Origin of the sequence: Paraburkholderia sabiae (assembly GCF_030412785.1) — a bacterium.
In the GTDB taxonomy this organism is placed as follows: domain Bacteria; phylum Pseudomonadota; class Gammaproteobacteria; order Burkholderiales; family Burkholderiaceae; genus Paraburkholderia; species Paraburkholderia sabiae.
The window spans coordinates 34463-49733 of the sequence record NZ_CP125296.1 but is presented as its reverse complement, the minus strand read 5'-3'; the positions used below and the strand labels follow the sequence as shown (position 1 = coordinate 49733).

Genomic DNA, 15271 nt, shown 5'->3' with positions numbered 1-15271 from the left:
GGCGCGACGTCGCATTGGATTAACAAGTCTTACGGCAGCCTGGCGCCTGTAACCTGCGCAAGGCGAACAACGCCTATCGTCACGCACTTATCGTGTCGGTGCGTGTTGGATCAACGCTCGTTGCGCGCCGGCCCCGTTCAATACAAACAAGGTTGTACGATGCCTGCGCTATTAAAGAACCGTAACTTTCGAATGATCGCGGCGACCGCTGCGATCTCCGCCGTGTTGCCATTGCTCGCCGCGTGCGGCGACCAGCACGCAGCCCCGCCGCAACAGACGCCCGAAGTCGGCGTCGTCACCATCCAGCCTTCCGCCGTGCCCGTCACCGTCGAGTTGCCGGGCCGCGTGAGCGCGCATCTCGTCGCCGAAGTGCGTGCGCGCGTCGACGGCATCGTGCAGAAGCGCCTCTATACGGAAGGCAGCGAAGTGAAGGCGGGGCAGATGCTCTACAAGATCGATCCCGCGCCGTATGTCGCGTCGCTGAACAGCGCGAAGGCGACGCTTGCGAAGGCGCAGGCGACGCTCGTGTCAGCGCATGCCGAGGCCGAACGCTACAAGGTGCTCGTCGCATCGAACGCGATCAGCAAGCAGGACTACGACAACGCCGTGGCCTCCGAAGGTCAGGCCGCCGCCGATGTCGCAGCAGGCAAGGCCGCCGTCGAAACGGCGCAGATCAACGTCGGCTATACGGACGTGACGTCGCCGATTTCGGGGCGCATCGGCAAGTCGTCGGTGACGGAAGGCGCGTACGTGCAGTCGAGCGCGGCCACGCTGCTCGCGACCGTGCAGCAACTGGACCCCGTCTACGTGGATCTCACGCAATCGAGTCTCGTCGGCCTCAAGCTGCGCCGCGACGCGCAGGAAGGGCGTCTCAAGACGAGCGGTCCGAACGCCGCGAAAGTGACGCTGATTCTCGAAGACGGCCGTCCGTATCCCGGCACGGGCAAGCTCGAATTCTCTGACGTCACCGTCGACCAGACGACGGGCTCCGTCACCGTGCGCGCGCTGTTCGACAACGCGCAGCGCGTGCTGCTGCCGGGCATGTATGTGCGCGCGAAGATCGAAGAAGGCGTCAACGAACAGGCGTTCGTCGTGCCGCAGCAAGGCATCACGCATGACCAGAAGGGCGATCCGACGGCGCTCGTCGTCGGCGCGGACGGCAAGGTTGTCACGCGCCAACTCGTGACGTCGGGCACGTACGGCGCGAACTGGGTTGTCGAAAGCGGCCTGCAAACGGGCGATCGCGTGATCGTGCAAGGCGTCGACAAGGTGCGTCCCGGCATGAGCGTGAAGACGGTCGCAGCGCAACTGCCGGGTGCCGACACGACGGCGACGCAGACGGCCGCGCAGACAGCAGCAGCGCCCGCGTCCGACGCGCACAGCGCGCAGTAACGAGGGCGCGCGCAATGGCAAAGTTCTTTATCGACCGGCCCATTTTTGCATGGGTCATTGCAATCATCCTGATGCTCGCGGGCATCGCTTCGATCTTCAATCTGCCTATCGCGCAGTATCCGACGATCGCGCCGCCTGCCGTGCAGATCAGCGCGACCTATCCGGGCGCGTCGGCGAAAACCGTTGAAAACACGGTCACGCAGGTGATCGAACAGCAGATGAGCGGCCTCGACCATCTGCTCTACATGTCGTCGTCGAGCGACGACTCCGGCAACGCGACGATCACGCTGACCTTCGCGGCGGGCACGAATCCCGACATCGCGCAGGTGCAGGTGCAGAACAAGCTGCAACTCGCGACGCCGCTGCTGCCCGAATCCGTGCAGCAACAAGGCACGAAGGTCACGAAATCGAGCAGCAGCTTCCTGCTGGTGATGGCGTTCGTGTCGACGGACGGCAGCATGGACCGCTACGATCTCGCGAACTATGTCGCGTCGCACGTGGAAGACCCCGTGAGCCGCGTCAACGGCGTCGGCACGGTGCAGCTGTTCGGCTCGCAGTTCGCAATGCGCGTGTGGCTCGACGCGAACAAGCTGAACCAGTACAGCCTCACGCCCGTCGATGTCGAAACGGCATTGAGCAACCAGAACGTGCAGGTTGCGGCGGGCTCGCTCGGCGGCACGCCTGCCGTGCCCGGCCAGGTGTTGCAGGCGACCATCACGCAGGCCACGTTGCTGCAAACGCCCGAGCAGTTCGGCAACGTGCTGCTGAAGGTGAACCAGGACGGCTCGCAGGTGCGCGTGAAGGACGTGGCGCGCATCGATCTCGGCGGTGAAAACTACAACTTCGACACCAAGTACAACGGTCAGCCGACTGCCGGCTTCGGCATTCAGCTCGCGACGGGCGCGAACGCGCTTGAAACCGCGAAGCTGGTGCGCGCGAAGATCGATCAGTTGTCGAAGAACTTCCCGCACGGTCTGGTCGTCAAGTATCCGTACGACACGACGCCGTTCGTGAAGATGTCGATCGAGGAAGTGGTGAAGACGCTGCTCGAAGGCATCGTGCTCGTATTCCTCGTGATGTACCTGTTCTTGCAGAACCTGCGCGCGACGCTGATTCCGACGATCGCCGTGCCCGTCGTGCTGCTCGGCACGTTCGCGATCATGAGCGCGGCGGGTTTCTCGATCAACACGCTGTCGATGTTCGGTCTCGTGCTCGCCATCGGTCTGCTGGTCGACGACGCGATCGTGGTCGTCGAAAACGTCGAGCGCGTGATGTCCGAGGAAGGACTGTCGCCGAGAGAAGCGACGCGCAAGGCGATGGGCCAGATTACGGGCGCACTGGTCGGCGTGGCGCTGGTGCTGTCGGCCGTGTTCGTGCCGGTGGCGTTTTCGGGCGGCTCGGTGGGCGCGATCTATCGTCAGTTCTCGCTGACGATCGTCGCCGCGATGGTGTTGTCCGTGCTGGTCGCATTGGTTCTCACGCCCGCGCTGTGCGCAACGATTCTCAAGCCGATTCCGAAGGGCCATCACGGCGCGAAGACGGGCTTTTTCGGCTGGTTTAACCGTACTTTCGATAACGGCCGCGATCGGTATCACAGCGGCGTGCAGCATGTGATCCGCCGCTCTGGGCGCTGGCTCGTGCTGTATCTCGTCGTGATCGTCGCGGTCGGGTTCCTGTTCATGCGTCTGCCGAAGTCGTTCCTGCCCGATGAAGATCAGGGCACGATGTTCGTGCTCGTGCAGACGCCGCCCGGCTCGACGCAGGAGACCACGGCGCGCACGCTGAAGAACGTCACCGACTATCTGCTCAACGACGAGAAGGACATCGTCGAATCCGTGTTCACCGTGAACGGCTTCAGCTTCGCGGGACGCGGACAGAACGCGGGTATCGTGTTCGTGCGGATGAAGGATTACTCGGCGCGTCAGCACGCGAACCAGAAGGTGCAGGCGCTGGTGGGCCGCGTGTTCGGTCACTACGCGTCGTACAAGGACGCGACCGTGATCGCCGTGAATCCGCCGTCCATTCCGGAACTCGGCACGGCGTCGGGCTTCGACTTCGAACTGACGGACAACGCCGCGCTCGGTCACGAAGCGCTGATGGCGGCGCGCAACCAGTTGCTCGGCATGGCCGCGAAAGATCCGTCGCTCGCGCTCGTGCGTCCGAACGGTCTGTCGGACACGCCGCAGTTCAAGGTCGATATCGACCGCGAGAAGGCGCAGGCGCTCGGCGTCACGGTGTCGGACATCGACCAGACGTTCTCGATTGCGTGGGCGTCGGCGTATGTGAACAACTTCCTCGACACCGATGGCCGCATCAAGAAGGTCTATCTGCAAGGCGATTCGCAATTCCGCATGAACCCCGAGGACATGAGCAAGTGGTATGTGCGCGGCAGTTCGGGAACGATGATGCCGCTGACGTCGGTGGCGTCGGGACACTGGATTTACGGCTCGCCGAAGCTCGAACGCTACAACGGCATCTCGTCGCTCGAAATCCAGGGGCAGGCGGCGCAAGGCAAGAGTACGGGCCAGGCGATGTCCGCGATGGAAGCGCTCGCCGCGAAGCTGCCGCAAGGCATCGGCTACGAATGGACGGGACTGTCGTTCCAGGAGCGGCAGTCGGGTTCGCAGGCGCCGATTCTGTACGGCATTTCGATTCTCGTCGTGTTCCTGTGTCTCGCCGCGTTGTACGAAAGCTGGTCGATTCCGTTCGCGGTGATTCTCGTCGTGCCGCTCGGCGTGATCGGCGCGTTGCTCGCCGTGACGATGCGCGGGCTCGAAAACGACGTGTTCTTCCAGGTCGGCTTGCTGACCACGGTTGGTTTGTCGGCGAAGAACGCGATTCTGATCGTCGAGTTTGCGCGCGAATTGCAGATCAACGAAGGCATGACGGCCGTGCAGGCCGCGCTCGAAGCGGCGCGTCTGCGGCTTCGTCCGATTTTGATGACGTCGCTTGCGTTCGTGCTCGGCGTGCTGCCGCTCGCGATCAGCAACGGCGCGGGTTCGTCGAGCCAGCACGCGATCGGCACGGGCGTGATCGGCGGGATGCTGACGGCCACGTTCCTCGCCGTTTTCATGATCCCGATGTTCTACGTTGTGATCCGCTCGAAGTTCTCGCGCGATGGCGCGGCGCCCGGCAGCACCGAGCAGGACGTCGAAGAGGAAACGGCACAGTGATGAAGGCAATACATATGAACAGAACGATACTGACGGCGCTCGCTGCCGCGCTCTTCGCGAGCGGCTGCACGCTCGCGCCGACTTATGAACGGCCCGCCGCGCCCGTCGCGGCGACCTATCCGAAAGGCGGCGTCTACGACAACCAGCCCGCGAAAGGCACGGCCACGCGGACCGCAAACGATCAAGCCGCCACCGACATCGGCTGGCGCGAATTCTTCGTCGATCCGCGTCTGCAACGCCTGATCGAACTCGCGTTGCAGAACAATCGCGATCTGCGCGTGTCGGCGTTGAAGGTCGACGAAGCGCGTGCGCAATACCGCGTTCAGCGCGCTGACCTGATGCCGTCGCTGTCCGTCGACGGTACGGGCACGCGGACTCGCACGCCGAAGGATCTGTCGTATTCGGGGCGCGCGACGGTCGGCAGCGACTATCAGGTTGCGGCGAGCGCTTCGTGGGAACTCGACTTCTTCGGCAAGGTGCGCAGCCTCACGCAACAGGCGTTGCAGACGTATTTCTCGACGGCGCAAGCGCGCAAGGCCGAAGAAATCCTGCTGGTGTCGCAGGTCGCGGATCAATATCTGACGCTCGTCGCCTACGACGAAATGCTTCAGAGCACGAAGAACACGTACGACACGGCGCGCCGTTCGTACGAACTGACGAAGCTCCAGTACGACACGGGCACCGGTTCCGAACTCGATCTGCGCGAAGCGGCGGGCACGATGCAGCAGGCGCAGGCGAACTACGAAAGTCAGCAGCGTTCGCGCGCGCAGGCCGAGAACGCGCTCGTGCTGCTGGTCGGCGCGCCGTTGCCAGCGGACTTGCCGCAAGGCTTGCCGCTCGCGAGCCAGCAACTGCTCGCGGATATTCCGGCGGGCCTGCCGTCCGATCTGCTGACGCGCCGTCCCGACATCATGGAAGCGGAAGCGACGCTGATCGGCGCGAACGCGAACATCGGCGCGGCGCGCGCGGCGTTTTTCCCGAGCATCTCGCTGACGGGCGACTTCGGCACGGCGAGCGCGAGCCTCGGCACGCTCTTCAAACCGGGACAGCTCGCATGGAGTTTCGGCCCGACGATTTCCGTGCCGATCTTCAAGGGCGGCGAAAACCGCGCGAATCTCGATCTCGCGAAGCTCGAAACGAACGTTGCTGTCGCGCAGTACGAAAAGGCGATCCAGACGGCGTTCCGCGAAGTCGCCGACGGCCTCGCGGCGCGCGGCACGTACGACCGGCAGATCAAGGCGTTGCAGGAGAACGTCGAGTCGCAGCAGCGTCGCTATGACCTGTCGGACTTGCGGTATCGCAATGGCGTCGACAGCTATCTGAACGTGCTGACGGCGCAGAACGATCTGTATTCGGCGCAGCAATCGCTGATTACGGCATCGCTCAATCGCCTCACGAATCTTGTCGATCTGTATCAGTACCTGGGCGGCGGCTGGATCGAACATTCGGGCGATACCCCGCGTGCCGCCGATGCGCCCTACGCGCAGCAAAGCGAACAGAACACGCACGTCGCTTCGCAACCGTAACGCGCCGAAACATCTGCTAAGCGCGCTAAACCTGGTCGCGCTTTCGCGTTGCTACATTTCTCCTCACCTGCATGGCACTTGCCGTTTCTCCGATCGGCGCAGTGCCGTTTTCCTGCGACGCCTTCGGGCGTCGCCCTTTTATTTCCTTCCGCTTCCTGTTCAGCGCCTGAGCGCCGATAAATCAATCGCGTGAAATTCAATCGTTCATCCCGTCGTGTTCTGCTTGTTGCTGGTGTGGCCGCTGTCGGCGTGATCGTGTGGCAGGCATACGCTGCGTTCCACAAACCGGCGCATCCTCCCGCGCAGGAAACGCCCGTTACGATCGGCACGGTCAAGCGCGCCGACGTGCCGCTGCAACTCGATGCACTCGGCACGGTCACGCCGCGTGCGACCGTCACGGTGAAAACGCAGGTCAACGGCACGCTCGAAGCCGTGCTTGTGAAGGAAGGCCAGCGCGTGAAAGCGGGGCAGCCGATCGCGCGGATCGATTCGCGCGCGCTGCGTGCGCAACTGCTCGAAGCGCAAGGCACGCTCGAACACGACGAAGCCTTGCTCGCGAATGCGCAAGCCGATCTGAAGCGCTATGAAACGCTGATCGATGGCGGCTCGATTTCGCGTCAGACGCTCGATACGCAGCGCGCCACGCTGCGCCAGTACCAGGGCACGGTGAAAGCGGATCAGGGCAGTGTCGCGAATCTTCAGGTGCAGGTCGGCTATTGCGACATCGTCGCGCCGATGGACGGCACGATCGGCCTGCTTTCCACCGACGCCGGCAACTACGTGACGACGAGCGACACGACGGGCATCGCGACCATCACCAGCGACTCGCCTACGACTGTCGTCTATGCGCTGCCCGAAGACAGGATGGGTGATGTCGTCGATGCATTCCACGACAAGGGCGCGTTGCCCGTCGAGATTTTCGCGCGCGACAAGCGCACCGTGCTCGATCACGCGACGCTCGCCGCGATCGATAACCAGGCCGACACGACGACGGGCACCGTCAAGCTCAAGGCGAGTGCGCCGAACGCTGGCGGCAAGCTGTTCCCGAACCGCTTCGTCAATGTGCGGATGACGGTTGGCACATTGAACGACGCGTTGACAGTGCCCACTGTCGCGATCCAGCACGGCGCTTCCGGCGACTTCGTACTGACGTTGGCCAGCACTGACGTAACCAAAGGCGCAGGCAAGGTCGCGTTGCGCCGCGTGACCGCGGGCGTCGCGTACAACGACGCCACCGTGATCGCGCAAGGCAACCTGAAAGCGGGCGACGCGATCGTGCTCGACGGCGCGGACAAGCTCGACGACGGCAGCGCCGTGAAGATCGTTCGCAACTGACGCGCGCTTCCCGAATAGAAACCGATGGATATTTCCCGCCCGTTCATTCGCCGTCCCGTCGCAACGGGTTTGATGACGCTCGCGTTGCTCCTGATCGGCCTGATCGCGTACCGGCTGATGCCTGTGTCCGCGCTGCCCGAAATCGACTATCCGACGATTCAGGTCTACACGCAGTATCCGGGCGCATCGCCCGATGTGATCAGCACGTCCGTTACCGCGCCGCTCGAAAAGCAGTTCGGGCAGATGGCGGGCCTCAAGCGCATGAATTCGACGAGTTCGCTCGGCGTGTCGCTTGTGACGTTGCAGTTTCAGACCTCGACGAATCTCGACGAAGCCGAGCAGGAAGTGCAGGCCGCGATCAACAGCGCGAACAGCACGTTGCCGTCGAGCCTTCCTTATCCACCCGTCTACAGCAAGGTCAATCCCGCCGATACGGCCGTGCTCACGCTGGCCGTGACATCGAGTGCATTGCCGTTGACGCGCGTCGAAGACCTGACGGACACGCGTATTGCACAGAAGCTCTCGCAGGTGTCGGGTGTCGGGCTCGTCACGCTGTCGGGCGGCATGCGGCCCGCCGTGCGCGTGCAAACCGACACGCGCGCACTGAACGCGATGGGTCTGTCGCTCGAAGACGTGCGCACGGCTGTCGGCGATGCCAACGTGAACAGCGCGAAGGGCACGATCGACGGTCCGTTGCAGGCCTTCACGATCGACGCGAACGATCAACTCACCTCGTCCGCCGATTACGCGGACCTCGTGCTGTCGTATCGCAATGGCGCGCCTGTGCGGCTCTCGGATGTCGCGAAGCTGTCGGAGACGGCGGAGAACCCGCGACAGGCCGCATGGAGCGGCGCGACGCCCGCGATCATCATCAACGTGCAGCGTCAGCCGGGCGCGAACGTGATCGAGGTCGTCAACCGGATCGAAGCGCTGTTGCCGCAACTGCGCGCGTCGCTGCCCGCGACCGTGAAAATCAGCGTGTTGAGCGACCGCACGCAGACGATCCGCGCGTCGGTGCATGACGTGAAGATGGAACTGGCCGCATCGATTGCACTCGTCGTGATGGTCGTGTTCGTGTTTCTGCGCCGCCTCGAATTCACGCTGATTCCTGCCGTGACGGTGCCGTTCGCGCTTGTCGGCACGGTCGCGGGCATCTACCTGTTGGGCTTTTCCGTCAACAACCTCACGCTGATGGCGCTGACGGTGGCGACCGGTTTCGTGGTCGACGATGCGATCGTGATGCTCGAAAACGTGATGCGTCACATCGAAAACGGCGAGACGCCGCTCGATGCCGCGTTAAAGGGCGCGCGGCAGATCGGCTTCACGATTCTGTCGATCTCCGTCGCGCTCGTCGCCGTGCTGATTCCGCTGTTCTTCATGCCGGATGTAATCGGCAGACTGTTCCGCGAATTCGCGTTGACGCTGGCGATTGCGATCGTGATTTCCGCGTGGGTCTCGCTGACGCTGACGCCGATGATGGCCGCCCGCATGCTGCGCGCCGATCACGCCGCAAGCGACAGCGATGCCAACGCGAACGACTGGCTCGCGCGTTTGAATCGCGGCTATCTGCGAGCGCTTGACTGGGCGTTTGCGCATCGTTTGACCGTGCTTGCGCTGGTGGCGATTGCAACGTTGCTGACGGCCGTGCTGTTCGTGCTGCTGCCGAAGGGTTTGTTTCCCGAGCAGGACACGGGTTTGGTCGAAGGGATTTCGCTCGGCTCGCCGCGTGCGTCGTTCGAACGGATGGCGGCATCGACGCGCACATTGGCAGGGCGCATCGCGAGCGATAGCGCAGTGGCGAGCGTGTCGTCGTTCGTCGGCATCGACCAGAACAATCCGACGATCAATCAGGGGCGCATGCTGATCAGCCTGAAAGACAGCGGCGATGCGTCGAGCCGCGATGTGATCGACAGGCTCACGCGCGACGCGGCGCAGCGCGCGGACCTCAAGTTGTATCTGCATCCCGTGCAGGATCTGACGCTCGACGATCAGATCAACGCGAACAGTTACCGCATCGGTGTGCAGGCGACCGATCGCACTGAACTCGCCGAATGGACGCAGCGTTTGCTCGCCGCATTGCGCGCCGATCCGCTTTTCACCGACGTGCAAAGCCAGGCGCAGCAGCAGGGCAATGTGCTGAAGTTCGACTTCGATCGTGCGACGGCGTCGCGCCTTGGGCTGTCCGCGCAGGACATCGACAACGCGCTTTACGATGCATTCGGCGACCGGCAGATTTCGACCATCTATACGCACGTGAACCAGTATCACGTGACGTTGGGTGCCGATGTGCGGCTGGTCGGCGAGTCGCCGCTTGCGTTGCTCGATGGAATGTATGTGGGGACGTCGAGCAGTTCATCGTCTTCTACTTCTTCATCGACAAATACAACCACGTCGTCTACGCTCGCACCGCTGTCGAGTATCGCGAGCGCATCAGTCGGCTCCGCGCCGTTGACCATTCAACGCCAGGCGCAGTTTCCCTACGCCGATGTGTCGTTCAATCTCGCGCAAGGCGTGACGCTCGGCACGGCGATCGACCGCATCGAAGCGATCGAAGCAAAGCTGAATGCACCCGCGAGCGTGCAGATGAATCTCGAAGGCGCGGCGCAGCTGTACAGCGCATCGCTAGGGAACGAAGCATTGCTGCTGGTCGGCGCGCTGATCGCCGTCTACATCCTGCTCGGCATGCTGTACGAAAGCCTCATCCATCCGCTGACGATTCTCTCGACGTTGCCGTCCGCCGCGTGTGGCGCGCTTGCCGCGTTGCTGCTGTGCGGCGGCGAACTCGACATCATCGGTTTGATCGGCATCGTGCTGCTGGTCGGGATCGTGATGAAGAACGCGATCATGATGGTCGACTTCGCGCTCGAACAGGAACGCACACTGGGTCTCGCCGCGCGCGATGCGATGCGCCGCGCGTGTGAACTTCGCTTCCGTCCGATCCTGATGACGACCTGCGCTTCGCTGTTCGGAGCGCTGCCCCTCGCGCTCGGCACAGGCATGGGACATGAGTTGCGGCAGCCGCTCGGCATTGCGATCGTCGGCGGGCTGGTGGTGAGCCAGCTGCTCACGCTGTTCTCGACGCCCGTGATCTTTCTCGCGCTGCATCGCTTCGCGACACGGGCCAAGGACGCGCGATGAACCTGTCCGCTCCGTTCATCCGTCGTCCGATCGGCACGATGCTACTGGCGCTCGGCCTCGCGCTGTTCGGCATCGTCGCGTTCCGGCTGTTGCCTGTGGCCGCGCTGCCGTCGGTGGATTTTCCTGTGGTGATGGTCAGCGCGACGCTGTCGGGCGCGAATCCCGATACCGTCGCGAAGACCGTGACGGCGCCGCTCGAGCGCGCGTTCGGCTCGATTGCGGGCCTGACGCAGATGACGTCGCAAAGCTCGTCGGGCTCGTCGCAGATCGTGTTGCAGTTCGATCTGAATCGCGATATCGACGGCGCCGCGCGTGACGTGCAGGCGGCCATCAACGCCGCGCGCAGCAATCTGCCGACGACGCTCACGCAAACGCCGACGTATCGCAAGATGAATCCTGCGGCGGCGCCCGTGATGATCGTAGGTCTCACGTCGGATACGGTCGGCGTCGGGCAGATGTACGACTATGCGTCGTCGGTGCTGCAGCAGAAGCTGTTGCAGGTGCCGGGCGTCGGCGATGTGACGGTCGGCGGCGGCGCGCTTCCCGCAGTGCGCATTGAGCTGAATCCCGATCAGCTGAGCCACTACGGCATCGCGCTCGATACCGTGCGTACGTCGCTGGCGAATGCGAGCGTCGATCTGCCGAAGGGCGCCGTCAGCGTGAACGGCCAGCATTACGTGGTGGCCGCGAACGACCAGTTGCCGAACCCCGACGACTACAAGCCGCTCGTGATCCGCACGCATGACGGCACGGTCGTGCATGTGTCGGATGTCGCGCAAGTGGTGAAGTCGACGGAAGACCTGCGCAATTACGGGCTCGCGAACGGCAAGCCCGCCGTGCTGCTGATCGTGTCGAAGCAACCGAACGCGAACGTCATCAAGACCGTCGATGCAATTCGCGCCGCGCTGCCTCAGTTGTCCGCGAGCCTGCCGTCGACGGTGAAGCTCGGCGTCGTGCTCGACGGCACGCAGACGATTCGTTCGTCGGTACTCGACGTGGAAATCTCGCTGCTCGCGGCGGTGCTGCTGGTGACGGCCGTGTCGTACGCATTCTTTCGCGACTGGCGCAGCACGCTGATTCCCGCGATCACCGTGCCGCTCGCGCTGGCGGGCACGTTCACGGCGATGTACTTCCTCGGCTACAGCCTGAATAACCTGTCGCTGATGGCGCTGACGATTTCAACGGGTTTCGTGGTCGACGATGCGATCGTCGTCGTCGAAAACATCATGCGGCATCTGGATCAGGGCAAGACGCCGCTCGCCGCTGCGCTCGACGGCACGCGCGAAGTCGGCTTTACCGTGCTGACGATCAGCGTGTCGCTCGTGGTCGTGTTTCTGCCGCTGATCATGATGAGCGGCATCGTCGGAAGGTTGTTTCGCGAGTTCTCCGTGTCGCTGGCGATCGCGATCATGATTTCGATGGTGATTTCGCTGACGCTCGCGCCCACGCTTGGCCGTTTGCTGCTGCGTCACGCACCTCCGAAGCATGATGAAGCGGCGTTCGGGCAGCGCGTCGAACGCGCGTATGGCAAGAGTCTGCGCTGGGCGCTGCGTCATCCGAAGACGATGCTCGCCGTCACCGTGCTGCTGCTGTTCGCGAACGTCGGCATGGTCGCCGTGATGCCGAAGGGCTTCTTTCCGATCGAGGACACGGGCCGTTTGATGGGCATGATTCAGGCGTCGCAGAGCATTTCGTTTCAGGCGATGAAGCAGAAGTTCGACGAGATCAATCGACGCATGCTGCAAAACCCGAACGTGCAATCGGTGGCGGGCTATGTCGGCGGACGCAATGCCGTCAGCAATAGCATGATGTTTGTCACGCTCAAGCCGCTGTCCGAACGCACGCAGAGCGCGGATCAGGTCATTGCCGATCTGAGCCGCCGAACGGCCGATCTGCCCGGCGTGCGCCTGCTGCTGCAATCCGCGCAGGATCTGATGTTCGGCGCGCGGCAAAGCGCGGCGCAGTTTCAATACACGGTGACGGCGGAAAACCAGAGCGAACTGGATACGTGGCTGCCGCGCATCGAAGCGAAGCTGCGCGCGTTGCCGCAACTGCGCGACGTGAATGCCGACGTGCAAAGCGCGAGTCTTTCGATGATGCTGCAAGTGAACCGCGATGCGGCGGCGCGCATGGGCGTGCCGTTCGAATCGATCGACGATACGTTGAATGACGCATTCAGCCAGCGGCAAATCGCAACGATCTACGGGCCAGCGAATCAGTACCACGTTGTGATGGAAGTCGCGCCGCAATACTGGCAGGATCCGAAGACGCTGGACACGCTATACGTGCCTGCGACCAAAGCAAGCACGAGCACCACGACGAGTACGACTACTTCGACTCTCGTGCCGCTTTCCGCACTCGCGACCCGCACGTTGTCGCACGCACCCGTCACGATCGCGCACGACAACCAGTTTCCCGCTGTAACGCTGTCGTACAACCTGCGCGAAGGCGTATCGATGAGCGATGCGAATGCCGCGATCAAAACGGCCGTCGCTTCGCTGAATCTGCCGAACACGGTACTGCCTTCGTTCGCGGGACAAGGCGCGCAGATGCAGCAATCGGGCGGCAGCGAACTGTTGTTGATCATCGGCGCACTGGTGGCCGTTTATATCGCGCTCGGCATTCTGTACGAGAACCTCGTCCATCCGCTGACGATCCTCTCGACGCTGCCTTCAGCCGGTCTCGGCGCGCTGATCGCGCTGTACGTCTGCGGCTACGAACTGTCGATCATCGCGTTGATCGGCATCGTTCTGCTGATCGGCATCGTGAAGAAGAACGCGATCATGATGGTCGATTTCGCCGTCACGTACGAACGCGACCATGCGGCGAGCGCGCAGGAATCGATTTATCAGGCGTGCCTCACACGCTTCCGGCCGATCATGATGACGACGCTCGCCGCGTTGCTCGGCGCAGTGCCGCTGATTGTCAGCTCGGGTTACGGACATGAATTCAGACATCCGCTCGGCGTCTCGATTCTCGGCGGCTTGATGGTCAGCCAGGCGCTGACGCTCTTCACGACGCCCGTGATCTATCTCTGGCTCGACCGCTTCAAATTGCGGCGCGCTTCACGTAACGGAACTTCCTCATGATGGACACATCAGCGCGCACGATGCGGCGTCTGCATCGAACGATCGTGGCTGCGGCGATTGCAGCGCTGTGCGCGGGCTGCGCGGTCGGCCCCGACTACAAGCGGCCCGACGTCGCTGTGCCCGCAACGTTCAAGGAAATGAACAGCCCCGACGCGAGCGGTTTGTGGCAGCAGGCGCAACCCGATCCCGCTGCATCGCTCGACAGCCGCTGGTGGACGATGTTCAACGACGATACGCTGAGCGCATTGTGCGAGCGCGCGTTGAAAGCGAACCAGACGCTCGCGCAGTACGACGCGGCGTATCGTGCGGCGCGCGCACAGGTTGCATCGGCGCGCGCGAGTCTGTTTCCGACGGTGTCGTTCGCCGGTTCGGGCACGCGCTCGGGCAGCGGGAGCACGACGCAGGTGTCGTCGAGCGGCAGTGTGAGCAGCTATGCGTCGAAGAGCGTGTCGGCGCAACTCGAAGCGAGTTGGGAGCCGGACCTGTGGGGCAGCGTACGGCGCTCCGTCGAAGCGAGCGAAGCGAGCGCGCAGGCATCCGATGCGCAGCTTGCGGGCGAACGCCTGAGCGTCCTCGCCACGCTCGCCGTCGATTACTTCACCGTCCGTGCCGCCGATGCCGATCTCACGCTTCTCGCGGAAGAGCACCGCATCGACGCGGAATTGCTCGCGCTGACGGAGGCGAAGTACAAGCAAGGCGTGTCCTCTTACGACGATGTGCGGACGGCGCACAACACGCTGCAAACCATCGACGAAAGCATTGCGACCGCGCAACTCACGCGGCGTCAGTACGAGCATGCGATTGCCGTTCTGGTCGGCGAAGCGCCTGCTGCGTTTTCGTTACCGGTTCTGGCCGACTATCGTTTCGATCTGCCGACGCTGCCGGCGGCGTTGCCGTCCACGCTGCTGCAACGGCGTCCCGACGTCGTGCAGGCCGAGCGCACAGTCGCGCAGTACAACGCGAAAATCGGCGTTGCGAAGGCAGGCTATTTCCCGACGCTTACGCTTTCCGCCGATGGCGGCTGGAGCGGCACGTCGCTCGCGCACCTCGTGTCGCTGCCGACTCGCTTCTGGTCGCTCGGACTCGACGTTGCGCAGACCGTGTTCGACGCGGGCGCGACGAGCGCTTCTGTGCGCAACGCGAAGGCCAACTACGATCAGGAAGTGGCCGCGTATCGTCAAACAGTGTTGAGCGCGTTTCAGGACGTCGAAGACTACTTGAGCGCAGTGCAGATCACATCGCGCCAGGCGGCGGCATCGGATGAAGTCGCGCAACGCAGCGGCGAACTCGCCGCGAGCCAGCAGCGCAATTTCGCGGCGGGCACGTCGAGCCGCATCGACATGCTCGATACGCAACTGACGCAAGTGCAGGATCGCAAGATCGCGCTCGACTACAGCAGCACGGCGCTGCAAAACTCCGTCATGCTGGTGAAAGCGCTCGGCGGCGGCTGGGACGGCAAACTGACGACGGCGGAATCTTCCGGGAGGTAATGCGCTGCACAGACAGCGCATATGACGTGTACCGCTTTGCTCGTGACGATTTATTGGTTCGTCGCGCGCAAGCGCGTTGCTAAAGTCGCGGCAACTCGCTACACGCATAACCATCAGAAGGTTCGAAC

The 15271-nt window shown here is 63.2% G+C and carries 7 protein-coding genes; all 7 read left to right on the top strand.

Features of this window, described 5'->3' with window-relative positions; translation table 11 throughout:
- Positions 1-192 precede the first annotated feature (192 nt).
- The 7 genes from QEN71_RS29870 to QEN71_RS29840 all read left to right on the top strand — a co-directional run bounded on the left by QEN71_RS29870 (position 193) and on the right by QEN71_RS29840 (position 15143).
- Positions 193-1392, top strand: coding sequence for an efflux RND transporter periplasmic adaptor subunit (locus QEN71_RS29870; protein WP_290370818.1), 1200 nt, complete (start codon positions 193-195; stop codon positions 1390-1392).
- Between the two features lie 14 nt (positions 1393-1406).
- Positions 1407-4565 carry an efflux RND transporter permease subunit gene (locus QEN71_RS29865; RefSeq protein ID WP_201649409.1) on the top strand — a complete coding sequence of 1053 codons (3159 nt, stop codon included), beginning with the start codon at positions 1407-1409 and terminating at the stop codon, positions 4563-4565.
- 14 nt (positions 4566-4579) lie between these two features.
- Positions 4580-6091 (top strand): efflux transporter outer membrane subunit, encoded by a 1512-nt coding sequence (locus tag QEN71_RS29860; protein WP_201649410.1) that lies wholly within the window; start codon positions 4580-4582, stop codon positions 6089-6091.
- 189 nt (positions 6092-6280) lie between these two features.
- Positions 6281-7426, top strand: coding sequence for an efflux RND transporter periplasmic adaptor subunit (locus QEN71_RS29855; RefSeq protein WP_201649411.1), 1146 nt, complete (start codon positions 6281-6283; stop codon positions 7424-7426).
- Positions 7427-7450: 24 nt separating this feature from the next.
- Positions 7451-10564 carry an efflux RND transporter permease subunit gene (locus QEN71_RS29850; RefSeq protein ID WP_201649412.1) on the top strand — a complete coding sequence of 1038 codons (3114 nt, stop codon included), beginning with the start codon at positions 7451-7453 and terminating at the stop codon, positions 10562-10564.
- Complete coding sequence (locus tag QEN71_RS29845) at positions 10561-13653, top strand: efflux RND transporter permease subunit (RefSeq protein WP_201649413.1); 3093 nt, start codon at positions 10561-10563, stop codon at positions 13651-13653. Before QEN71_RS29850 ends, QEN71_RS29845 begins: the two co-directional genes overlap by 4 nt.
- Positions 13650-15143 (top strand): efflux transporter outer membrane subunit, encoded by a 1494-nt coding sequence (locus QEN71_RS29840; protein WP_201649414.1) that lies wholly within the window; start codon positions 13650-13652, stop codon positions 15141-15143. The genes QEN71_RS29845 and QEN71_RS29840 overlap by 4 nt, the downstream gene beginning before the upstream one ends.
- Positions 15144-15271 lie beyond the last annotated feature (128 nt).

Bases quoted from the DNA above. Each gene is read 5' to 3' on its own strand.
- QEN71_RS29870 (WP_290370818.1), top strand. From the start codon at position 193: ATGATCGCGGCGACCGCTGCGATCTCCGCCGTGTTGCCATTGCTCGCC.
- QEN71_RS29865 (WP_201649409.1), top strand. From the start codon at position 1,407: ATGGCAAAGTTCTTTATCGACCGGCCCATTTTTGCATGGGTCATTGCA.
- QEN71_RS29860 (WP_201649410.1), top strand. From the start codon at position 4,580: ATGAACAGAACGATACTGACGGCGCTCGCTGCCGCGCTCTTCGCGAGC.
- QEN71_RS29850 (WP_201649412.1), top strand. From the start codon at position 7,451: ATGGATATTTCCCGCCCGTTCATTCGCCGTCCCGTCGCAACGGGTTTG.
- QEN71_RS29845 (WP_201649413.1), top strand. From the start codon at position 10,561: ATGAACCTGTCCGCTCCGTTCATCCGTCGTCCGATCGGCACGATGCTA.
- QEN71_RS29840 (WP_201649414.1), top strand. From the start codon at position 13,650: ATGATGGACACATCAGCGCGCACGATGCGGCGTCTGCATCGAACGATC.